Raw genomic sequence first — 22495 nt, 5'->3', positions numbered from 1 at the left:
CGAGTATACGCAGCGATTAATTAATACTTAAAGATTTTTTTAAGCGATTTCACTTATCCATATGCAGAAGTTCTACCCAGGTAGCCAATTCGTCAGATAATCCGCGTTACTTAGCAATTTATTGATTTTAGTCAGCTACCGGTTCGCTTCCGTTGGGCACATTGCATGCCTTAATGATGAGAGGGAACCATGTTGACCTTTATTGAACTCCTGATGGGCGTGGTGGTGATTGTTGGCGTTGCGCGCTACATCATCAAAGGCTACTCGGCGACCGGCGTACTCTTTGTCGGCGGCCTGATACTGCTGATCGCCAGCGCGCTGATGGGCCATAAAATCTTGCCGTCGAGTGCCACCAGTACCGGCTACAGCGCCACCGACATTGTCGAATATATCAAGATCCTGCTGATGAGCCGCGGCGGCGACCTCGGCATGATGATCATGATGCTGTGCGGATTTGCCGCCTATATGACCCATATCGGCGCGAACGATATGGTGGTCAAGCTGGCCTCTAGGCCGCTGCGCTATATCAATTCGCCCTACATTCTCATGATCGCCGCCTACTTTGTGGCCTGCCTGATGTCGCTGGCGGTCTCCTCGGCCACCGGACTTGGCGTGCTGCTAATGGCAACCCTCTTTCCGGTGATGGTCAACGTCGGTATTAGCCGCGGCGCGGCGGCGGCCATCTGTGCTTCACCGGCGGCGATTATTCTCTCCCCAACTTCCGGGGACGTGGTGCTGGCGGCCAAGGCCGCAGAGATGCCGCTGATCGACTTTGCCTTCAAAACTACCCTGCCCATCTCCATCGCTGCGATTATCGCGATGGCGATTGCCCACTTCTTCTGGCAGCGCTGGCTGGACAGAAAAGAGAGTATCTCTACGGAGATGCTGGACGTCGGCGATATCACCACCAGCGCACCCTCGTTTTACGCCATCCTGCCCTTTACGCCTATCGTCGGCGTGCTGATCTTTGATGGCAAATGGGGGCCGGAGCTGCATATCATCACCATCCTGGTGATCTGCATGCTGCTGGCGGCGGTGCTGGAGTTTATGCGCGGCTTCAACACCCAGCGGGTCTTCTCCGGGCTGGAGGTGGCGTATCGCGGTATGGCGGACGCCTTTGCCGGGGTAGTGATCCTGCTGGTTGCTGCGGGGGTCTTTGCCCAGGGGCTAAGCACCATCGGCTTTATCCAGAGCCTGATCTCTATTGCCACCTCCTTTGGTTCGGCAAGTATTATCCTGATGCTGGTGCTGGTGACGCTGACCATGCTGGCAGCGATGACCACCGGCTCGGGCAACGCGCCGTTCTACGCCTTTGTGGAGATGATCCCGAAGCTGGCCAGCGAGGCGGGCATTAACCCGGCCTACCTGTCGATCCCCATGCTGCAGGCCTCTAACCTCGGACGCACAATATCCCCTGTCTCCGGCGTGGTGGTTGCCGTGGCCGGGATGGCAAAGATCTCCCCCTTCGAGGTAGTAAAACGCACCTCGGTGCCGGTTCTGGTGGGCTTAATCGTGGTGATTGTTGCCACGGAAATACTGGTCCCCGGTACGGCCCTACGCTAAGCACCACACGAAAAAGCGCCTGTTCGGCGCTTTTTTTATGCTTTAATAACTTTCTGGAACTATTTAAATATATTCATCAGGAATTGAAATGTTCAGAAAGGAGTTCGTATCCCTGCTCGCTGCCGCAGCGGCCATGCTCTGGACCGCTGCCGCGCCTGCCGCCCCGCTGAGCGCCACTCAGTACGGTGATTTCGATCGCTACGTGCTGGCGCTCTCGTGGCAGACCGGGTTCTGCCAGAGCCAGCACGATCGCCGCCAGCGCGAGCCGGACGAGTGTCGCCTGCAAAAAGAGAGCGATAACAAAGACGACTTTCTGACCGTGCACGGCCTGTGGCCCGGCTTGCCTAAGTCTATTGCCGCACGCGGGGTCGACGATCGCCGCTGGATGCGTTACGGCTGCGCCACCCGGCCGATACCTAACATGCCGGAGGCCCGCGTTGGGCAGAAGTGCGCCAGCGCAGAGACCGGCCTGTCGCTGGAGAGTGCGGCAAAGTTGAATAGCGTGATGCCGGGAGCCGGGGCCAACTCCTGTCTCGAGCGCTATGAGTATGCCAAGCACGGGGTCTGCTTTGGCTTCGATCCGGACGCCTACTTTGGTGTGATGGTGCGCATGGCCAGCGAGATCAAGCAGAGCGCCTTAGGTAAGTTTATTGCAGCCAACTACGGGGAGCGCGTCAGCCGCAGCGACTTTGACGCCGCCTTCGCCCGGACATATGGCGTCGCTAACGTGAAAGCCGTGAAGCTAACCTGCAACGGTAACCCGGCCTACCTGACTGAAGTACAGCTCACCTTGAAGGCGAGCGCGATTAACCAACCGCTCTCTGCCACCTCGTTTATGGCCCAGCCGCACCCTGGCAACTGCGGCAAAGAGTTTATTCTGGATGAAGTAGGATATTAACGGGAAACAGCCTACCCTCTGGATGTGTTCGGAGGGTAGGCTGAGTAGAGGACGCGTTACGCTGGTGGCAGGTTGATATTACCGTTGCTCAGGGCCGTTACGCTGGCTCTCGCCGCTTCCGGGCTTTGCGCGCCGGGAACCAGAATAATTTTGCGGCAGTCATCCTGGCGTTTATCGAACATCTCATAGCCGCGAGCCGCATCTTCAAGCGGCAGATAGTGGGTAACGATCTCCTCCGGCTTCAGCAGGCCCTGCTCAACCAGCGGCAGCAGTTCCGGCAGCCAGGCGTGAACGTGGGTCTGGCCCATACGGAACGAGATGCCTTTATCGAAGGCGTCACCAAACAGGAAGCCGTGGATAAAGCCAGCATAAACCCCCGGCACGCTGACAATCCCGCCCCGGCGCACGGCGGCAATCGCCTGACGCAGCACCTTACCGCTGCTCCCCTCCAGCTTGAGGTTAGTCAGCACCGTTTCGGTGGTGCTGCCTTTCGCCTCGAAGCCAACCGCGTCGATCACCGCATCTACGCCGCGATTGCCCGGGGTGTTTTCGATAATGACCTCGGCAGGATCGTCATGCTTATCGAAGTTAATCGGGATCACCCCATAACGCTCTTCAGCAAAGCGCAGGCGGTAATCATTATGGTCAACCATAAAGATCTGCTCGGCTCCCAGCAATCGGGCGCAGGCAGCGCTAAGCAGGCCTACCGGACCGGCTCCGTAGATGGCGATCCGTGAACCTTTTTTGACTTCGCCGTTTTTTACCGCCTGCCAGGCGGTCGGCAGGATATCGGAGAGGAACAGCACTTTATCATCGGGGAGTAGCTGCGGCACTTTAAACGGATTGACATCACCCTTAGGCACGCGGACATACTCTGCCTGGCCACCCGGCACGCCGCCGTAGAGGTGACTATAGCCAAACAGCGCGGCCGGCGGTGGGATCTGCTTTTTATTCAGCGATGCGCCTCTGCCAACGTTGGTGGTTTCACAGGCCGAGTATTGATGCTGCTGACAGAAGAAACAGCTGCCGCAGGCAATCACGAAGGGAATGACCACCCGCTCGCCTTTCTGGATATTTTTTACATCGCGCCCCACTTCGACCACTTCGCCCATAAACTCGTGGCCGAAGATATCGCCATGCTCTGTTTTAGGAATTTTACCGTGGTAGAGATGCAGATCGGAGCCGCAGATGGCGGTCGCGGTAATGCGCAGAATAATGTCATCCTGCTGTTCAATAATCGGATCCGGCACGCTCTCGACGCGAACGTTATGGGGACCATGATACGTCAATGCTTTCATTCAGACCTCCGCTATCCCGTCAGATCGGGAGAGTGAAAATTAGGCTTGCACGGATCAAGGTTAGTCAGTCCAGGCGCTAATCTGGGCGGTCAGGCGAATCGACGGCGGTTTTGGGAGTAATCTTAGCGGAAAAAAGACGTGATAAAAAAAGAGGCTACCCGAAGGTAGCCTCGCTGCTCACAGTGCAGGTGTCTTACTTGCTTATTATACTGTCGTGCGGATCAGATGGTCGAACGCGCTCAGAGAGGCTTTCGCACCTTCGCCGGTAGCGATGATGATCTGTTTGTACGGCACGGTAGTGCAGTCGCCCGCCGCGAACACGCCTTTCACGCTGGTTTCGCACTTCGCATCAATGATGATCTCACCCATACGGTTACGCTCAACCGCGCCTTCCAGCCAGTTAGTGTTCGGCAGCAGACCGATCTGCACGAAGATACCTGCCAGCTCAAGATGATGCACATCGCCGCTCACGCGGGCGCGGTACTCAAGGCCGGTCAGTTTGGTGCCGTCGCCTTTCACTTCAGTGGTCTGGGCGTTGAGAATGATATCGACGTTTTTCAGGCTGCGTACTTTATCCTGCAGTACCTTGTCGGCTTTCATCTCTGGCGCAAACTCGAGCAGGGTAACGTGTTCAACGATACCGGCAAGGTCGATAGCTGCTTCAACGCCGGAGTTACCGCCGCCGATGACCGCCACGCGTTTACCTTTGAACAGCGGGCCGTCGCAGTGCGGGCAGTAGGTTACGCCGCGGGTACGGTACTGCTCTTCACCCGGCACGCCCATGTTGCGCCATTTTGCACCGGTGGCAATAATCACGCTGCGTGCTTTCAGCACCGCGCCAGACGCGGTTTCGATCTGGTGCAGGCCGCCCTCTTCTGCCGCCGGGGTCAGTCTGGTTGCGCTCTGGGTGTCGATAACGTCAACATCGTAGTCATCAACGTGAGCCTTCAGCGCGCCGGCCAGCTTCTGGCCTTCGGTTTTCGGCACGGAGATGTAGTTTTCGATATCCACGGTGTCGAGCACCTGGCCACCGAAACGCTCGCCCATCAGACCGGTACGGATACCTTTACGCGCAGAGTAGACCGCTGCCGCTGCACCCGCAGGGCCGGAGCCAACGATCAATACATCGTAAGCGTCACGTTTGTTCAGCTCTTCCGCCGCGCGTTTCTCCGCACCGGTATCCACTTTAGAGACGATTTCGGTCAAGGTCATACGACCTGAACCAAACTCAACGCCGTTCAGGAACACTGCCGGAACGCCCATGACGTTGCGATCGGTGATTTCGTTCTGGAACACGCCGCCGTCAATCGCCGTATGCTTGATGCGTGGGTTGAGCACGGACATCAGGTTCAGCGCCTGGACCACGTCCGGGCAGTTGTGGCAGGAGAGCGAGTAGTAGGTTTCGAACTCAAAGTCCCCTTCCAGCGCGGCAATCTGCTCAAGCATCTCTTTCGCTTCTTTGGAAGGGTGACCACCGGTCCACAGCAGCGCCAGCACCAGAGAGGTAAATTCGTGGCCCAGCGGAGAGCCGGCAAAGCGCGGGCCCTGGTTGGAGCCTGGATTGGTAATCAGGAAAGACGGTTTACGCACCGGCAGCTGATTATCCTCTTTAAAGGAAACTTTATCAGACAGCTCAGCGATTTCCGCCAGCAGTTCCTTGATCTCTGCCGATTTAGCGCTGTCGTCCAGCGTGGCAATCAGCTCAACAGGTTTAGTCAGACGCTCAAGATAAGCCTTAAGCTGGGTTTTCATTGTAGTGTCGAGCATGAATTATCTCCTGCGTAAAAAACATCATCATGCAAGCTGCCTCAAAAGGGCTGCCTGAATGCAACTTGAATCATGTTGTTAGGGAAAAACGGGTGCATAGCGCACCCGTGATAGGTAGGCCCGTGCAAGCGCAGCGCCGCCGGGCTTTTCAGACTTAAATCTTGCCAACCAGGTCCAGAGACGGAGCCAGAGTCGCTTCACCCTCTTTCCATTTAGCCGGGCACACTTCGCCTGGGTGAGCAGCAACGTACTGAGCCGCTTTGATTTTGCGCAGCAGGTCAGATGCGTCACGGCCAATGCCTTCTGCAGTCACTTCGATCGCCTGAATGATACCCTGCGGGTCAACGATGAAGGTGCCACGGTCAGCCAGGCCTTCGTCTTCACGCATGTTTTCGAAGTTACGGGTCAGTGCGCCAGTCGGGTCGCCGATCATCGCATATTTGATTTTAGCGATGGTTTCAGAGCTGCTGTGCCACGCTTTGTGGGTGAAGTGGGTGTCGGTGGAGACGGAGTACACGTCCACGCCCAGTTTCTGCAACTCATCGTAGTGATCGGCTACGTCGCCCAGCTCGGTCGGGCAAACGAAGGTGAAGTCAGCCGGATAGAAGAAGAAGACGCTCCAGCGGCCTTCGGTATCTTTCTCGGTCACTTCGATGAATTCACCGTTTTTGAACGCCTGGTTTTTAAAAGGTTTGATCTTGGTATTGATTAAGGACATCTATACTTCCTCCGTGGTTTCGATGAGATGTAAGGTACCGAATTTTGACGACATCGGCTAATGCGTTTGCTTTATCAAATCAATCAGCGATATCTAACAACGTAAAAGCCGTAATGGCGTCGGGGATTACATCACTCCCCCGATTAAAGGGCAATGCGCGGCTGTAAGGTGTGACCTATGGCTGTGATAGGTTGCGCCGTTATGAGTACACTTTAGGACACATCGTTTAATACTGGTCTTTTCATGGTATATTTCTTTCCGTCCTGAGATCGTTATTAATAAGCAGCAGTACGGCGAGATAAAAATGGCTAACCTCTACGATTTAAAAAAATTCGATCTTAATCTGCTGCTTATATTTGAGTGTATTTATCAGCATCAGAGCATCAGTAAAGCAGCCAAGGCGCTTTTTATTACCCCCTCTGCCGTAAGCCAGTCCTTGCAGCGTCTGCGCGCCCATCTCGACGATCCGCTCTTTGTCCGTAGCGGGAAAGGCGTAACGCCCACTACGGTGGCGATTAATCTGCACATGCATCTCGAGGAGAACCTTAACCAGCTTGAGCAGACCATCAATATGATGAACAGCAACGAGCTGAGTAAAAAGTTCGTGATCTACACTCCGCAGCTGCTGATAAGTGAAGGGAGCATGGCGCTGGTCACCACCCTACGCGGGCAGGCCAGCTATGCCATAGAGCATCATGATATCTTTATTACCCCACAGTCGGCAGAAGAGCTACTGACCTACCGCAAAGCCGATCTTATTATCTCTCTCTTTTCGATCGCTAATCCTGCCATCGCCTGCGAAAAGCTCTCCTGCGAGCCGCTGGTGCTGGTATGCAGTGCCGATCACCCGCGCCTCGATGGAAAAGTAAACGTGAGCGATGTTCTGGCCGAAGGATTTACCTCTTACAGCACGCCAGAAAAAGGGGCGCTGGCGTTACAACGAGAAATTGCAGCGCTATTGCCACAGCGCAATATTCTTTTCAGCAGCGACTCATACATCTCAATTATTAATATTATTAACCAGTCTGAACTTATCGGGATTATGCCGCTGTCTACCTTTAACCACTATAAAAAGATAATGCGTTTAAAAATAGTGGATGTCGATCTCACCCTGCCCACATTAGATATATTTATGCTTTATAACCGGGCCTCGCTAAACGGCAGCGCCTTCGCCAGCCTGATCGATACGATAAAGCTGGCGGATCGTTAGATTAGAGCTTAGAGAGACGCTCCGCAGCGGCCAGCAGCGTCGCCTCCTGTTTGGCAAAGCAGAGACGAATAAGCTTATGCGGGAAGGGATCGGCGCAGAATACCGACAGCGGAATGGCCGCTACCCCCACTTCTTTGGTGAGCCACTGGCAGAAGCTAACATCATCCAGATCGGAGATGGCGCTGTAGTCCACCAGCAGGAAGTAGGTGCCTTCACAGGGCAGGATCTCCAGCCGGCTCTGGCTCAGGGCATTAATCAGCAGATCGCGTTTCGCCTGGTAGAATGCAGGAAGCTGCTGATAGTGCTCCGGCTCTGCCCGCAGCATATCCGCCAGCGCCAGCTGCGCCGGGGTGTTAACCGCAAAGGTCAGGTACTGATGCACCTTACGCAGCTCGGCGCTGATGGCCGCTGGCGCGACGCAGTAGCCCACCTTCCACCCGGTCATATGGTAGGTTTTACCAAAGGATGAGACGGCCACCGCCCGCTGGCGCAGCTCCTGGTGAGCGAGTACGCTGGCGTGGCCTGCCGGATCAAAGCAGATGTGCTCGTAAACTTCATCGCTCAGCACATAGATTTCGCGCTCCGCAATGGCCTGCCACAGCGCGGCGAAGTCCTCACGCTGCCACACCGTCGCTGATGGGTTATGCGGCGTATTGAGAATAACCAGCCGGGTCTTGTCGCTCAACAGGGCGGCAAAGGCCTGCCAGTCAACACGGAAGTGTGGTGGCTGTAATGCAATACGTTTTACTATCCCGCCCGCCAGCTCAACCGCAGGGGCGTAGCTATCGTAGCTTGGATCGAAGCAGATCACCTCATCGCCGCTGCGCACCAGCGCGGTAATAGCGGCATAGAGCGCCTCGGTGGCACCGGCGGTAACGGTAATGTCGCTATTAGCATCCGGCTGGTAGCCATACAGGGCGGCGGTTTTATCAGCAATGGCCTCCCGTAGCGCCTGCACGCCGGTCATTGGCGCATACTGGTTTGCCCCCTGAGCCACGTGAAACGCCAAACGCTCCTGCAGATAGCGCGGACCATCATAGTCAGGAAAACCCTGGGAGAGATTAATCGCCTGATGCGCCTGCGCCAGCGCGCTCATCTGGGTAAAGATGGTGGTGCCAAGATTGGGAAGTTTACTCTGCGGGATCAGTGTGTTATTGCTCATGAATGCCTGCCTGCGTGTAATACTGATGTTGCTGCCACTATATCACGATGTTAGTATTTGGCAATCAAGACGCTTAGACGTCTAAACAATAATGTTATTCCTCTGCTCACACTATTCAGGAGCGTTATGACATATCCTCTGCAACTCCCGGCGCTGGTTGAGGCCTGCCACTGGCTAGGGGCTAAAGGCTGGGCACCGGCCACCGGCGGCAATATGTCGGTGCGTGAAAACGCCGACTGGTGCTGGCTCAGCGAGTCCGGCAAAGATAAGGGCAGCCTGACGGTGGATGACTTTTTACAGGTAGAGATCGCCACCGATCGCGCCCCATCCGGACGGAAACCCTCCGCAGAGACCGGCCTGCATACGCTAATCTATCGCCTCTATCCGGAGGCTAACGCCGTGCTGCATGTACATACCGTAAATGCCACGGTGCTGTCGCGTATCGAGCAATCTGCGGTACTGCGCCTGCAAGGCTACGAGATGCAAAAATCCCTGAGCGGGCAGACCAGCCACCTCGATACGGTCTCTATTGCCCTGTTTGATAACGACCAGGATATTCCGGCCCTTGCCCAACGCATTGAGGCTTATGCTCGCGAGACCCCGCTGAGCTACGGCTTCCTGCTGCGCGGCCATGGCCTGACCTGCTGGGGACGCAGCGTAGCGGAAGCCCGCCGCCACCTTGAGGGGCTGGAGTTTTTATTTGAGTGTGAAATGCAGCGCCGACTGCTGGAGAGATGATGATCCGCGCCATAGTTACCGATATTGAAGGCACCACCAGCGATATCCGCTTCGTGCACGATGTACTGTTTCCTTACGCCCGCGAGCGGCTGGAGGCGTTCGTCACCGCCCAGCAGTATGCCGAGCCGGTAAAATCGATTCTCGATAACCTGCGGGATGAGATTGCCCGACCGGATGCAGCCACCGCCGAGTTGGTTGCGACGCTGTTCAGCTTTATGGATGAGGACCGTAAGTCGACGGCGTTGAAGGCATTGCAGGGAATTATCTGGCACGACGGCTACGTCAACGGCGACTTTACGGGCCATCTCTACCCTGACGTATTGCCCGCGCTGGAGAGGTGGAAGGCACAAGGGATTGATCTCTATGTTTATTCCTCTGGCTCCGTGGCGGCGCAAAAACTGTTATTTGGCTACAGCGACGAAGGTGATATTACTCATCTGTTTAGCGGCTACTTTGATACCCGCATAGGTGCCAAGCGTGAAGCGCGCTCCTATAGCAACATTGCCGAGCAGCTGGCCCTGCCGCCGGTGTCGATCCTCTTCCTGTCGGATATCCACCAGGAGCTGGATGCCGCCGCGGAGGCCGGTCTGCGTACCGTGCAGCTGATCCGTGGCGATGATGACGCCGCCAGCCAGCATCACCAGGTGCACAGTTTTAACGATATCAACCCGGAGCAGATCCCCTCATGAGCGCGTTAACGATTTATTCTGATAAAGAAGCCAGCCAGCCTACGTGGCACAGCACCGACGCCGCCGCCATTGCCGATAAACTGAACGCTCGCGGCGTGCGCTTTGAGCGCTGGCAGGCCGACCGTGACTTAGGCCGCGATCCGGCTCCGGAAACGGTAATTGATGCCTACCAGCACGCCATTGATAAGCTGGTAGCCGAAAAGGGCTACCAGAGCTGGGATGTGATTAGCCTGCGCGCCGATAACCCCAACAAGCAGGCGCTGCGGGAGAAGTTTCTTAACGAGCACACCCATGGCGAAGACGAAGTGCGCTTTTTTGTCGAGGGGGCGGGCCTGTTCTGTCTGCATATTGGTGATGAAGTCTACCAGGTGCTGTGCGAGAAGAACGATCTCATCTCGGTTCCGGCCGGTACGCCACACTGGTTTGATATGGGGTCCGAGCCGAACTTTACCGCCATCCGGATTTTCGACAATCCGGAGGGATGGGTTGCGCAGTTTACCGGCGACGCCATCGCCGGCGGCTATCCGCGCCTGGCATAAAAAACAGAGGCCAGGTAAAACGTAGGCCGGGTAAGCGCAGCGCCACCCGGCGTTATTTATTTTCTGAATATACCAGCGCTTACCTCGTCCGGCGTGACGACGCCGGTATCCAGCACCCAGCCGCTAATCAGCGCCGCGGGGGTCACGTCAAACGCTGGGTTATAGACCAGCGTCGATTCCGGAGCCCACTGCACCGCCCCAAAGCTGCCCGCTACGCCGGTTACTTCGCTGGCTGCGCGCTGCTCGATAGGGATCGCCTCCCCGTTAGGGCAGAGTGGATCCAGCGTGGTCTGGGGGGCCGCAACGTAAAACGGAATTCCGTGATAGCGGGCCAGCACCGCCAGCGAGTAGGTGCCGATCTTATTCGCCACGTCGCCGTTGGCCGCAATACGATCCGCACCGACCCACACCGCATCCACCTGCCCCTGCGCCATCAGGCTGGCCGCCATGGAGTCGGTGATCAGCTGGCAGGGAATGCCCAGCTCCGCCAGCTCCCATGCCGTCAAGCGACCACCCTGCAACAGCGGGCGCGTCTCTCCTACCCAAACGTTGGCCACTTTGCCGTCGGTAAAGGCCTGGGAGATCACCCCCAGCGCCGTTCCCACCCCAGCGGTCGCCAGTCCACCGGTATTGCAGTGCGTAAGCAGGCGGCTGCCGGGGGCGACCAGGGCGCTGCCCGCCTCGGCGATCCGAGCGCAGAGCTGCTTATCCTCCGCTATCAGCCGCTCGGCCTCAGCCACCAATGCCGGGACAAAATCCACCTCCGCCAACGCCTGCTTCATGCGGTCGAGATTGTTCATCAGATTCACCGCCGTTGGCCGCGCCGCCCGCAGCGTCTCCAGCGCCTGGGCCAGGGAAGTTTTGCTCTCGCCCCGTTCGGCCAGCAGGGCCAGCAGCAGGCTGGCAGAGAGGCCAATCAGCGGTGCGCCGCGTACTCGCAGAGCGTGGATATGGCCTACCAGTGTCTCTACCCTGTCGGCGGGCAGCCAGCGTTTCTCCTGCGGCAGGGCCTGCTGATCGAGAATAAAGAGCTGATTATCGGTGACGCGCAGACTGGTAGTCTGAAGTGGCTGCATAGCGTTAAATCCCTGTTGCGTTGATGTATCGTATTGTGTCAGGATGAATTACAGATGTATAGACGTCTGAATGGCTTTATAAACAGAAAATTGAGGATAACGGCAATGTCGCAATACCGAACTTTCAACGCCGCCGACGCGGTGGCCTATGCCCGGCAATTTGGTGGTCTGGAGCAGGCATCCGAACTGGTTGACGCGCGTGAAGTCGGTGACGGCAACCTCAATCTGGTCTTTAAAATTTTCGACGCCGAGGGCGTAAGCCGGATCGTCGTTAAGCAGGCCCTGCCCTACGTGCGCTGCGTGGGCGAATCCTGGCCGCTGACCCTGGATCGTGCCCGGCTGGAGGCGCAGACCCTGGTAGAGCACTATCAGCACTGCCCGGCGCACACGGTGAAGATCCACCACTTCGATCCTGAACTGTCGGTAATGGTGATGGAGGATCTCTCCGATCACCGCATCTGGCGTGGGGAGCTGATCAAGGGCACGTACTATCCGCAGGCCGCCCGCCAGCTGGCGACGTACCTTGCCCAGACTCTCTTTCACACCAGCGATTTTTATCTAACCCCGGCGCAAAAAAAGGCCCAGGTGGCGCAGTTTATCAACCCGGAGATGTGCGGCATCACTGAAGACCTCTTCTTTGACGATCCGTACCGCGTTCACGAGCGCAACAGCTACCCGGCGGCGATTGAGGCCGACGTGGTCGCCCTGCGCGACGATACCGCCCTGCTGCTGGCGGTCGCCGCACTCAAACAGCGCTTCCTCTCCCATGCCGAAGCGCTGCTACATGGCGATATTCACAGCGGCTCGATTTTCGTGGCCGAAGGCAGCCTGAAGGCGATTGACGCTGAGTTTGGTTACGTGGGGCCGATTGGCTTTGACATCGGCACCGCTATCGGCAACCTGCTGCTCAACTACTGCGGCCTGCCGGGGCATCTGGGTATCCGCGATGCCGCCGCCGCCCGCGAGCAGCGCCTGATCGATATTCAGGAGCTATGGAACACCTTCGCAGAGACATTCCTCGCGCTGGCCACGGAGAAAACCCGCGATGTAGCCCTGGCCCATCCGGGCTATGCCGCTCAGTTCCTGCAGAAGGTGTGGCACGATGCGATAGGCTTCTGCGGCACGGAGCTGATCCGCCGCAGCGTCGGTCTCTCCCACGTGGCGGATATCGACACTATCGCCGACGGAGAGATGCGCCACGCGTGCCTGCGCCACGCCATTCATTTAGGCAAGGCGCTGATCGTCATTGCCGACCGCATCCACAACGTTGATGAGCTGATTGCCCGGGTCAGACAGTACAGTTAACGATTGACGTTAAGGGTTTTGTAGGCCGGGTAAGGCGAAGCCGCCACCCGGCGATTTATCATCCCAAATACTCAATCACCGACAGCCCGCCGTTATAGTCGGTGCTGTAGATAATTCCCTGCGCATCGACAAATACGTCGCAGGACTGGATCACCTGCGGACGGCCAGGACGGGTATCCATCATCTTCGCTGGCGCGGCAGGCACCAGCGCGCCGGTCTCCACCGGGCGGTACGGGTTAGAGATATCGTAGGCCCGCACGCCAGCATTCTGGTAAGTAGCAAAGATCAGCGTCGAGCTGATAAAGCTCCCCGGCCGGTTCTCATGCAGGTTATGCGGCCCGAAGTGCGCCCCTTTCGCAACGTAGTCGATCTCATCCGGCTGCGGGAAGGTAGAGATGCTGACCGGATTAGCCGGGTCGCGAATATCAAACAGCCAGATCAGCTTCTCGCCGTCCTCCTGATTATCCAGCACCGCCTCGTCCAGCACTACCAGCAGATCCCGGTCCGGCAGCGGCAGCGCGGTATGGGTTCCACCGCCAAACGGCGGGCTCCAGTTGCGGTGGCTGATGAGCTTCGGCGCGCTGCGATCTTTCACATCCAGCAGCGTCAGCCCGCCGTCGCGCCAGCTGCCGTAGGCGGTGTCCCCGGCAATAATGGCGTGGTGCAGAGCGTAACGCTTGCCCTCCGGCCACGTCGGGGTTTCGCCCGCCGCCTGGTTCATCCCCGGCAGCCACCAGCGCCCCGCTACCTCGGGCTTACGCGGATCGGCAAGGTCGACGGTGAGGAAGATGTAGTCGCTGAAGCCGTCGATTAAAGCAGAGACGTAGGCCCAGCGGCCGCCCACGTACCAGATGCGGTGAATACCGATGCCGTCCAGCCCCAGAAAGCCAATCTCTTTCGGCTGGTCCGGCGTGGAGATATCAAACACGCGCAGTCCGGCGCTCCAGCCTTTGTCCTGCACGTCGCTCACCGTCTCCCCTACCGAGCGGGTGTAGTAGACCTTTTCGTCGGCGAAACGGGCGTCAGCGAAGAGATCCCGGGCGTTGATCACCAGCAGCAGATCGTCATAGGCCTGCAAGTGGACGTTCCAGGTTCCCGCCGGCGCGGGGACATAGCCAGCGTGACGCGGATTTTTCGGATCGCGCACGTCAACAATCGAGAAACCCTGAGAGACCATATGGCCAATATAGGCAAAGCCCCGGTGCACCATCAGCTGCACGCCGTCGGGCCGCCCGCCCTGATCCGAGTGACCAATCAGCCGCATATTGCGGCTGTAGTCAGGCGTAGGCAGCGCACTCATTTGTTTTTCGCTTGCAGCGTGGCGAACCACGGGGCGATAAAGTCTTCGGTCTGGCCCCAGCCTGGAATGATTTTACCCAGGGTGGCGACGTTCACCGCGCCCGGCTGGGCAGCCAGCAGCGCCTGCGGGATCGCAGCGGCTTTGAAGTCATAGGTAGCTGGCGTCTGCTCCCCGGCGAGCTTGTTGGCGATGAGACGCACGTTGGTCGCGCCAATCAGCTTTGGATCCACCGCCACGCTCACCTTCCACGGGCTGTTGGACTCGCGCATCAGCTGCAGATCCTGGTTGGAGACATCGATGCTGTAGAGTTTGATCTCGGTGCGGCCGTTCTCTTTCAGCGCCTTGTAAGCGCCCTGGCTAAAGGCATCCCAGGTGCCCCAGATCGCATCGATCTGCCCTTTTGGGTACTTCGCCAGCACTGCGCCGACCTTATTCGCCGTATCACCCTGCACGTCGGAAGAGACCGCCCCGATGGACTCCAGCTCTTTAATTCCTGGGTTCTGCTTCAGCAGCGTCTGGTAGGCCGCCTGGCGGCGCTCCATCGGCGGGAAACCGGCCACCCACAGCTTGATGATATTGGCCTTGCCGTTAAAGTCTTTTACCAGCTCGCTAAAGGAGAGATTGGTCAGCGAGGCGTCATCCTGCTGGGTGACAGTCACGCCGGGGATCTCGCCATTGATAGCGGTATCAAATACCGATACGGCAATGCCTGCGTCTACCGCTTTTTTCACCAGCTCGGTTGAGTAAGGATCGCGGCCCTGGGAGAGAATGATGCCGTCATACTTCTGGCTGATAGCCTGGTTAACAAAGTCCTGGAATTTGGCGTCGTCGCCGTTGCTGAGGAAGGTGCTGACTTTAAAGCCGAGCTTTTTGCCCTCCGTCAACGCACCGGAGACGAACTGGGTAGTGTTATCGTCCGAACCCAGGTTACGGATCAGCGCAATGCGTACCGGTCCGCTGTGGTTAGCCAGCGCCGTTGGAACCGGAGCAGGCGTTGCCGCGTAGCCTGGAACAGAACTCAGCAGGCCCAGCGCCAGCAGTGAGAGTGCAAATTTTTTCATTTTTGTTTCCCCTGATAAAAGTAAATTAGCGACGCTGGAAATAGGTCAACGCCAGAGCACCGGCCAGCACCAGGCCCTTAATAATATCCATTGCGTAGTAGGGTACGGAGAGCATCACCAGCCCGTTTGACAGCACCCCGAGGATCACCGCCCCCACCAGCGTGCCGAGCGCGTTGGGCTTGCCGGAGCCGGCCAGCGAGAAGCCAATCCATGCCGCCGCCACCGCGTCCATCAGGTAGCCGCCCCCGGCGTTCACCTGGGAGGAGCCGATGCGTGAGGCCAGCAGAATGCCGCCGAGTCCCGCCAGCAGGGAGGCGATAACGTAAGCCGCCACCTTGTAGCGCGTAGTGCGAATACCAGAGAGGCGCGCCGCCTCCGGGTTGCCGCCGATGGCGTACATCCGCCGCCCGTGGGTAGTCAGCGACAGCCCAAGCTGGGCCACCACCGTGACCACCAGCATCACAATCACAATGATCGGCACCTGGCCGAGCAGGCTAAAGCCCGCCGGGATCAGCCCCTCCGCCATCTCGCCGCTCGGCAGCAGCATGTTTTCGGTGATTGACCCGCCGTAGCTGTAGGTCATCGCTACGCCCTGAATGACAAACAGACTGCCGAGGGTAGCGAGCATGTCGGGAATACGCAGAACGACGATCAGGAAGGCGTTAAACAGGCCGACCAGGGTACAGAGCGCCAGGGTCACGAGGATCGCTTCGGTGGTGCCGAAGCCGTGCCAGACGAAGAGCGAGATCACCAGCGCATTTGCCAGCGACGCCGTTGACCCCACGGAGAGATCGAACCCGCCGATGGTCAGCGAAATCGAGACGCCGACGGCAATCACCGTGACGATGGCGATCGACCGCAGGATATTGATGATGTTAAAGGGGTCGAGGAAGTTATCCGAGGCGATGCCAAAGATAGCCACCAGCAGCACCACGGTCAGCAGCATGCCCCACTTATAGAGAAAATCGAAAAACTGCTGACGGCCCGACGCCGCCGCTTTTACTGACAGGGCTTTGCTCACGCCGCCGCTCCTCCGGTCGAATAGTAAAGTAGTGTCTCTTCCCGGGCCTCTGCTCCGGCAATCTCCGCCACGATGCGGCCATCCCACAGAACGCAGATGCGATCGCAGAGGCCCACCAGCTCGGCAAACTCGCCGGAGGCGTAGACGATCCCCTTGCCCTCCCGGGCGAGGCCGTCAATCAGGCGGAAGAGATCGGTTTTGGCTTTCACATCGACGCCCTTGGTTGGCTCGTCGAAAATCACCACGCTGGCGTTGCCACGCAGCCATTTGCCTATCGCCACCTTCTGCTGGTTGCCGCCGGAGAGGCGGCGCAGGATCTGCCCCGGACCAGTGGTGCGCACGCCAACGCGCTCAATTACCGTCTGCGCCCAGCGCCAGGCTTTGCGATGGCCGAACAGGCTCCAGCGGGAGAAGCTGTTGTCCGCGCTAACCGCCAGATTCATGGCAATCGGCTCGTCAATAAAGATGCCCTCTTTGCGCCGCTCCTCGGGGATCAGCGCCATGCCGCGAATAACCGAATCCGCCGGATCCCGGGGTCGCCACGGCTGGCCGTTCAGCTCCCCACGGGCGATGCGGCTCTTTTCCGCACCAAACAGCGCCTTGCAAAGCTCGGTTTTCCCCGCCCCCGCCAGTCCGGCAATGCCGAGGATTTCGCCCCTGCGCAGGTGCAGGGAGATATCGTTCAGCAACTTCTCATCATGCAGCCCCTCTACGCGCAGCAGGGTCTCCTCCCCATGGGGCGGACGGCGCGGCGGATAGATGTCGTTTAGCTGGTGACCGAGCATCTTCTCCACAATCTCCTCCCCGCTCAGGGCGGCCATCGGGCCGGACTCTACCAGCCTGCCGTCGCGCAGCACCGTCAGGGTGTCGCAGATGGCCTTCAGCTCGTGAATACGATGGGAGATAAAGACGATGCCGATCCCCTGCTGTTGCAGGCGCCTTACCACGGTAAACAGACGCTCGCTCTCGTGCTGATCCAGCGGCGCGGTCGGTTCGTCCAGGATCAAAAAGCGGCAGCGATGAGAGAGCGCGCGGGCCAGCAGGATCTGCTGCTTCTCGGCGAGGGTGCAGGTGTCGATAGCGCGTCTGACGTCGAGGGTGACGTCGAGCTGGGCCAGCGCATCCCGCGCATGCTGGCGAACGGTTGACCAGCGCCAGGCGTAGCCCGGCTCGGCCAGCTTATCGAGCATAATGTTTTCCGCAATGCTGAGGCCGGGGACCAGCGCCACGTCAACCTCCTGCTGCACCAGGTGAATGCCGAGACGTTTGGCATCCAGCGGAGAGCGGATAGATACCGGCTGGTTATCAATGGCGATCTCACCCTCATAGCCTGCCCAGGTGCCGCACAGCACCGCCATCAGCGTTGACTTCCCCGCACCGTTGGCTCCGGTCAGCGCATGCACCGATCCGCCGCGCAGGCTGAAGTTCACCTGCGTCAGGGCATTAACGCCGGTAAAGGCGAGGCTAATCGCGCGCATCTCAAGATGGTTAACGCTCATTGAAGCGGTTTCCTGGTATTAATAGATTGATTTAACGAATTTTTCATAGCCAGCCTTGACTGGCAACAGCAGAAAAGGCATAAGATAAAGCGAAATATTATTAGCCATCCGGATGTCCAGACATAACATCGGGTTAGCGATTCCGCATAAGGACACAGACATGAGCAACACCGATATCCGCGTTGTACCCGGCCCGGCCAACTACTACTCCCACAGCGGCAGCCTGGCGCGCCTGAACGATTTTTATACGCCTGAGCAGCTCTCTCGTGCGGTTCTGATCTATGGCGAGCGCGCCATCGCTGCCGCCCGTCCCTATCTGCCGGAGAGCGTCAACGCGCCTGGGGTGAAGCACCTGCTGTTTAAGGGCCACTGCAGCGAGCACGACGTTACCGCGCTGGTGAACGACGCCGGTAGCGACCGCAGCGTGGTGATCGGCATCGGCGGCGGCGCGCTGCTGGATACCGCGAAGGCCGTGGCACGCCGCTTAGGGTTGCCGGTGGTGGCGATCCCAACTATTGCCGCCACCTGTGCGGCCTGGACGCCGCTCTCGGTGTGGTATAACGACGCGGGTCAGGCGCTGCACTTTGAAATTTTCGATGACGCTAACTTTTTGGTGCTGGTGGAGCCGCAGATTATTCTCGACGCCCCGGTGGAGTACCTGCTGGCGGGCATCGGCGATACGCTGGCGAAGTGGTATGAGGCAGTGGTGCTGGCCCCGGATCCGGTCAGCCTGCCGCTAACCGTGCGGCTAGGGATCAACGGCGCGTTGGCGATCCGCGACGTACTGCTGGAGAGCAGTGAAACCGCGCTGGCGGACCAGCAGCGTGGAGAGCTGACCCAGGCGTTCCGTGACGTGGTGGATGCGATTATTGCCGGTGGCGGGATGGTGGGCGGCCTCGGCGAGCGCTACACCCGCGTTGCCGCAGCCCATGCGGTGCATAACGGCCTGACGGTGCTGCCGCAGACCGATAAGTTCCTGCACGGCACGAAGGTGGCCTACGGCATTCTGGTGCAGAGCGCCCTGCTCGGCCAGGACGCCGTGCTGGCCCAGCTGATCGCCGCTTTCCAGCGCTTCAACCTGCCGACGACCCTGGCGGCGCTGGAGGTGGATATTCACAACCGTGATGAACTGGATCGGGTTATCGCCCATACCCTGCGCCCGGTGGAGTCGATTCACTACCTGCCGGTGACCTTAACGCCAGAGACGCTTCGCGCGGCGTTTGAGAAGGTGGAGACGTTTAATCCGTAAGCGTTTGGCCTTATTGGCAGGCGCTAATAAGAGCGTATAACGTGATGGTGTACCCTCCACATATCAGGAGTCACCATGCAATACGATCTTAACGGTAAACGTGCACTGGTTACCGGTGCAAGCCGCGGTTTGGGTAGAGCTATTGCGCTGTCGCTGGCGCGGGCGGGCGCGGATGTCGCCATCACCTGGGAAAAATCTGCCGATAAGGCCCAGGCGGTAGCAGACGAGATCCGCGCGCTTGGGCGCACAGGCGTTGCCATTCAGGCGGATAGTGCCAGCCCACAGGCGGTGCGCGAGGCGGTGGCGCAAACCGTCGCGCAGCTGGGCGGGCTGGATATTCTGGTCAATAACGCCGGAATAGCGCGCGGCGGTCCGCTGGAGGAGATGTCGATCGAGGATATTGACGCTCTGATAAACGTCAATATTCGCGGCGTAGTGATTGCCACCCAGGCGGCGATCCCCCATCTCGGCGAAGGCGGACGGATTATTAACATCGGCAGCTGTCTGGCTAACCGCGTGGCGCTGCCGGGGATTGCCGTCTATTCGATGACCAAATCGGCGCTTAACTCGCTGACGCGCGGGCTGGCCCGCGATCTGGGCCCGCGTGGCATCACGGTGAATCTGGTGCACCCTGGGCCGACCGACAGCGATATGAATCCGGCGGACGGAGAAGGGGCTGATGTGCAGCGCCAGGGCATTGCGCTGGGGCATTACGGTAAGGCGGAAGATATTGCCGACGCGGTAACGTTTCTCGCTGGCCCGGCCGGAAAGCACATTACCGGCACGGGTATTGACGTTGATGGCGGGCTGAACGCCTGATCAGCAGCAGCGCGCTCCGCCTTTACCGCCGTAGCGCGCATCCTGGCGATCGCGGAAGAAGTCTTCGTAGCTCATCGGGGTCTGGTCCGGATGGTTAAGCTGCATATGGGCAACGTAGTTGTCGTAATCCGGGACGCCGACCATCATTTTAGCGGCCTGGCCTAAATACTTTCCGGCTTTTGCAAGGGTATCAAACATCGTATGCTCCCTGCCCCTCCCCCTGCCGGGAGAGGGGCGTTATCAAACTCAGTGCGCCCGTTTCGCCTGGGCCACTACCTGCTCAGCGTCGGCGGGCATCGGCTCGTACGGGGTCTCTTTCGCCGTCGGCTGGCGCTCTTTCAGCGCCGCCAGCGCGGTTTTCAGCGAGTAGACCGCCAGCACTACCACGACCACCATAAAGAAGATGGTCAGCCCGGCGTCCAGACGGTTGTTTAACACCAGCTGGCGCAGCTGCGACTCGGTGTACTGCGCCGGAATGCTGCCGCTGTCGATCATCCCCTGGAAGCGGTTAGCGATCGCCAGGAAGCCGACTTTTACGTCCGGGCTAAAGGCTTTCTGCCAGCCTGCGGTCAGGGTACAGACCAGCAGCCAGGCGGTCGGCACGAGAGCTACCCATGCGAAGCGCTGGCGTTTCATCTTGAACAGTACCACCGCGCAGAGCATCAGCGCCATCCCTGCCAGCATCTGGTTGGCGATACCAAACAGCGGCCAGAGGGTGTTGATCCCGCCAAGCGGATCCACCACCCCCTGATGAAGGAAGTAGCCCCACGCCAGCACACAGAGCGCGGTCGCCAGCAGGTTAGCGGGCAGCGAGTCGGTACGCTTCAGCCCAGGGCTTACCACCCCCAGCAGATCCTGTAGCATAAAGCGCGCCGCACGGGTGCCCGCATCCACCGCCGTCAGGATAAACAGCGCCTCAAACAGAATGGCGAAGTGGTACCAGAACGAGACATCCATCAGGCCACCCAGCGCGCCGTGCAGGATATAGGCCATCCCTACCGCCAGGGTCGGTGCGCCGCCCGCACGGGAGATAATGGACTGCTCGCCCACCTCGTTAGCGATCTGGTTGAGGGTGTCCGGGGTGATGCTAAAGCCCCAGCCGCTCACCACCTGCGCCGCCGAAGCGACCACGTCCGCCGTACCGGCAGGGGCCAGCACCGCCATCGGGCTGTTCATCGCAAAGTAGACGCCCGGATCGATAATGCAGGCAGAGACCAGGGCCATGATCGCCACGAAGGACTCCATCAGCATCCCACCGTAGCCTATCAGGCAGGCCTGACCCTCGTTCGCCAGCATCTTCGGCGTGGTACCGGAGGAGATCAGCGCATGGAAGCCCGACACCGCGCCGCAGGCGATAGTGATAAACAGGAACGGGAAGAGATTGCCAGTCCATACCGGGCCGGTGCCGTCAACAAACTTGGTCAGAGCCGGCATGGTCAGCGTCGGACGCATGATTAAAATACCGATCGCCAGACCAATGATGGTGCCGATTTTCAGGAAGGTAGAGAGGTAGTCGCGCGGAGCCAGCAGCAGCCACACCGGCAGCACCGCCGCAATAAAGCCGTAGCCCACCAGCATCCAGGTCAGCTGCACGCCGGTAAAGTCGAACATCGGTGCCCAGGTCGGGCTTTCCGCCACCCAGCCGCCGGAGATGATAGCGAAAATCAGCAGCACGAGGCCAATCACCGAGACTTCACCAATCCGGCCGGGACGCAGGTAGCGAATGTAGATCCCCATAAAGATCGCCAGCGGGATGGTAAAGGCCACGGTGTAGGTCCCCCACGGGCTGTGGGTCAGGGCCTTAACCACGATCATCGCCAGCACTGCCAGGATGATCACCATGATCATAAAGCAGGCCACCAGGGCGATCACCCCTGCCGTCGGCCCCATCTCCTCTTTCACCAGCTCACCCAGCGAGCGACCGTCGCGGCGGGTAGAGACGAAGAGCACCATAAAGTCCTGCACTGCCCCAGCGAGCACTACCCCGGCGAGGATCCAGATCATCCCCGGCAGGTAGCCCATCTGCGCCGCCAGCACCGGCCCTACCAGCGGCCCTGCCCCGGCGATCGCCGCAAAGTGGTGGCCGAAGAGCACCTTTTTATCCGTTGGCACGTAGTCCAGCCCGTCGTTATGGCGTACGGCAGGCGTCATGCGGGTTGGATCCACCGCCAGCACGTTGCGGGCAATGTATTGACCATAAAAGCGGTAAGCAATCAGATAGATACAGACCGCCGCCACTACAATCCAGAGGGCATTGATCTGTTCACCACGGTTAAGTGCGATATAGCCGAGGGCAAAAGCTCCTATTAACGCGAGCAATGCCCAAATAAGGTATTTCCCTGAGTTTTGCATAGTCGTTTTCCGTTGGCTGAGGCAGGAAGATGTTACATTTTGTTTCTAGATCAGGCGGCGGGTTTTAACAATGTTGTTACGTCAGAAAGCAGAGGGGCAACCGGTTATTTACAACACTCTGTAATGGAGATCACTTATGCGGGATGAAACGCGGGGGAAGTTCCAGGCCCGGCGAGCGCAGTGCCGCCCGGCGTGGCAGCATCAGCACAGTCACGCCCGGTGGCGCTACGC

The 22495-nt window shown here is 58.8% G+C and carries 20 protein-coding genes; 9 read left to right on the top strand and 11 right to left on the bottom strand.

Going from position 1 to position 22495, the window contains the following annotated elements:
• Positions 1-189 precede the first annotated feature (189 nt).
• Both dcuC and rna read left to right on the top strand, forming a co-directional pair.
• Positions 190-1563 (top strand): anaerobic C4-dicarboxylate transporter DcuC, encoded by a 1374-nt coding sequence (gene dcuC, locus RTM13_RS07835; RefSeq protein WP_312211514.1) that lies wholly within the window; start codon positions 190-192, stop codon positions 1561-1563.
• Positions 1564-1651: 88 nt separating this feature from the next.
• Positions 1652-2461, top strand: a complete 810-nt coding sequence (gene rna / locus RTM13_RS07830; protein ID WP_312211513.1) for a ribonuclease I — start codon at positions 1652-1654, stop codon at positions 2459-2461.
• Positions 2462-2517: 56 nt separating this feature from the next.
• Here rna and RTM13_RS07825 read toward each other — a convergent pair whose 3' ends face one another.
• The 3 genes from RTM13_RS07825 to ahpC all read right to left on the bottom strand — a co-directional run bounded on the left by RTM13_RS07825 (position 2518) and on the right by ahpC (position 6244).
• Positions 2518-3759, bottom strand: a complete 1242-nt coding sequence (locus RTM13_RS07825; RefSeq protein ID WP_312211511.1) for a zinc-dependent alcohol dehydrogenase — start codon at positions 3757-3759, stop codon at positions 2518-2520.
• Between the two features lie 204 nt (positions 3760-3963).
• Entirely contained in the window at positions 3964-5526 is a 1563-nt protein-coding gene (gene ahpF, locus RTM13_RS07820; RefSeq protein WP_312211509.1) for an alkyl hydroperoxide reductase subunit F, read from the bottom strand.
• Between the two features lie 154 nt (positions 5527-5680).
• The gene (gene ahpC / locus RTM13_RS07815) at positions 5681-6244 is read right to left on the bottom strand and encodes an alkyl hydroperoxide reductase subunit C (RefSeq protein ID WP_312211507.1); all 564 of its coding nucleotides are present in this window, start codon (positions 6242-6244) and stop codon (positions 5681-5683) included.
• Positions 6245-6548: 304 nt separating this feature from the next.
• On the opposite strand from ahpC, the gene citR reads away from it, so the two are divergent.
• Entirely contained in the window at positions 6549-7454 is a 906-nt protein-coding gene (gene citR, locus RTM13_RS07810; protein WP_312211505.1) for a DNA-binding transcriptional repressor CitR, read from the top strand.
• 1 nt (position 7455) lies between these two features.
• On the opposite strand, the gene RTM13_RS07805 is transcribed toward citR, so the two are convergent.
• Positions 7456-8616, bottom strand: a complete 1161-nt coding sequence (locus RTM13_RS07805) for a pyridoxal phosphate-dependent aminotransferase (RefSeq protein ID WP_312211503.1) — start codon at positions 8614-8616, stop codon at positions 7456-7458.
• A 126-nt stretch (positions 8617-8742) separates the two neighbouring features.
• On the opposite strand from RTM13_RS07805, the gene RTM13_RS07800 reads away from it, so the two are divergent.
• From RTM13_RS07800 to RTM13_RS07790, 3 genes are read left to right on the top strand one after another with little or no spacing between them, the layout of a single operon-like run.
• Positions 8743-9354 carry a methylthioribulose 1-phosphate dehydratase gene (locus RTM13_RS07800; RefSeq protein WP_312211501.1) on the top strand — a complete coding sequence of 204 codons (612 nt, stop codon included), beginning with the start codon at positions 8743-8745 and terminating at the stop codon, positions 9352-9354.
• A complete protein-coding gene (gene mtnC, locus RTM13_RS07795) occupies positions 9354-10043 on the top strand; it encodes an acireductone synthase (RefSeq protein ID WP_312211499.1) in 690 nt (229 codons plus the stop codon). Before RTM13_RS07800 ends, mtnC begins: the two co-directional genes overlap by 1 nt.
• Positions 10040-10582 carry an acireductone dioxygenase gene (locus RTM13_RS07790; RefSeq protein WP_312211497.1) on the top strand — a complete coding sequence of 181 codons (543 nt, stop codon included), beginning with the start codon at positions 10040-10042 and terminating at the stop codon, positions 10580-10582. The genes mtnC and RTM13_RS07790 overlap by 4 nt, the downstream gene beginning before the upstream one ends.
• A 56-nt stretch (positions 10583-10638) precedes the next feature.
• On the opposite strand, the gene mtnA is transcribed toward RTM13_RS07790, so the two are convergent.
• Positions 10639-11658 (bottom strand): S-methyl-5-thioribose-1-phosphate isomerase, encoded by a 1020-nt coding sequence (gene mtnA, locus RTM13_RS07785; protein WP_312211495.1) that lies wholly within the window; start codon positions 11656-11658, stop codon positions 10639-10641.
• A 105-nt stretch (positions 11659-11763) separates the two neighbouring features.
• Between mtnA and mtnK the strand changes: the two genes are divergently transcribed.
• Positions 11764-12963: an S-methyl-5-thioribose kinase gene (mtnK, locus tag RTM13_RS07780; RefSeq protein ID WP_312211493.1), complete on the top strand. Its 1200-nt coding sequence runs from the start codon at positions 11764-11766 to the stop codon at positions 12961-12963.
• A gap of 58 nt (positions 12964-13021) precedes the next feature.
• Here the strand turns inward: mtnK and RTM13_RS07775 are convergent, their stop codons facing one another.
• From RTM13_RS07775 to RTM13_RS07760, 4 genes are read right to left on the bottom strand one after another with little or no spacing between them, the layout of a single operon-like run.
• Positions 13022-14263, bottom strand: a complete 1242-nt coding sequence (locus RTM13_RS07775; RefSeq protein ID WP_312211491.1) for an LVIVD repeat-containing protein — start codon at positions 14261-14263, stop codon at positions 13022-13024.
• Complete coding sequence (locus RTM13_RS07770; RefSeq protein ID WP_312211489.1) at positions 14260-15324, bottom strand: sugar ABC transporter substrate-binding protein; 1065 nt, start codon at positions 15322-15324, stop codon at positions 14260-14262. Before RTM13_RS07770 ends, RTM13_RS07775 begins: the two co-directional genes overlap by 4 nt.
• 25 nt (positions 15325-15349) lie before the next feature.
• Positions 15350-16345: an ABC transporter permease gene (locus RTM13_RS07765; RefSeq protein WP_268108739.1), complete on the bottom strand. Its 996-nt coding sequence runs from the start codon at positions 16343-16345 to the stop codon at positions 15350-15352.
• Positions 16342-17844 (bottom strand): sugar ABC transporter ATP-binding protein, encoded by a 1503-nt coding sequence (locus RTM13_RS07760; protein WP_312211485.1) that lies wholly within the window; start codon positions 17842-17844, stop codon positions 16342-16344. Before RTM13_RS07760 ends, RTM13_RS07765 begins: the two co-directional genes overlap by 4 nt.
• 160 nt (positions 17845-18004) lie before the next feature.
• Here RTM13_RS07760 and RTM13_RS07755 point away from each other — a divergent pair, with 160 nt between their 5' ends.
• Positions 18005-19093, top strand: coding sequence for an oxidoreductase (locus RTM13_RS07755; protein ID WP_312211483.1), 1089 nt, complete (start codon positions 18005-18007; stop codon positions 19091-19093).
• 75 nt (positions 19094-19168) lie between these two features.
• Positions 19169-19912: a 3-oxoacyl-ACP reductase family protein gene (locus RTM13_RS07750; RefSeq protein ID WP_312211481.1), complete on the top strand. Its 744-nt coding sequence runs from the start codon at positions 19169-19171 to the stop codon at positions 19910-19912.
• Here RTM13_RS07750 and RTM13_RS07745 read toward each other — a convergent pair whose 3' ends face one another.
• Positions 19913-20110: a YbdD/YjiX family protein gene (locus RTM13_RS07745; protein WP_103819902.1), complete on the bottom strand. Its 198-nt coding sequence runs from the start codon at positions 20108-20110 to the stop codon at positions 19913-19915.
• A 48-nt stretch (positions 20111-20158) separates the two neighbouring features.
• Positions 20159-22264 carry a pyruvate/proton symporter CstA gene (gene cstA / locus RTM13_RS07740; protein ID WP_312211479.1) on the bottom strand — a complete coding sequence of 702 codons (2106 nt, stop codon included), beginning with the start codon at positions 22262-22264 and terminating at the stop codon, positions 20159-20161.
• Positions 22265-22495: the final 231 nt, after the last annotated feature.

This window comes from Pseudescherichia sp., assembly GCF_031979925.1.
In the GTDB taxonomy this organism is placed as follows: Bacteria; Pseudomonadota; Gammaproteobacteria; order Enterobacterales; family Enterobacteriaceae; genus Pseudescherichia.
The sequence above is the reverse complement of the archived record's forward strand: the minus strand, read 5'-3'. Positions and strand labels throughout refer to the sequence as shown.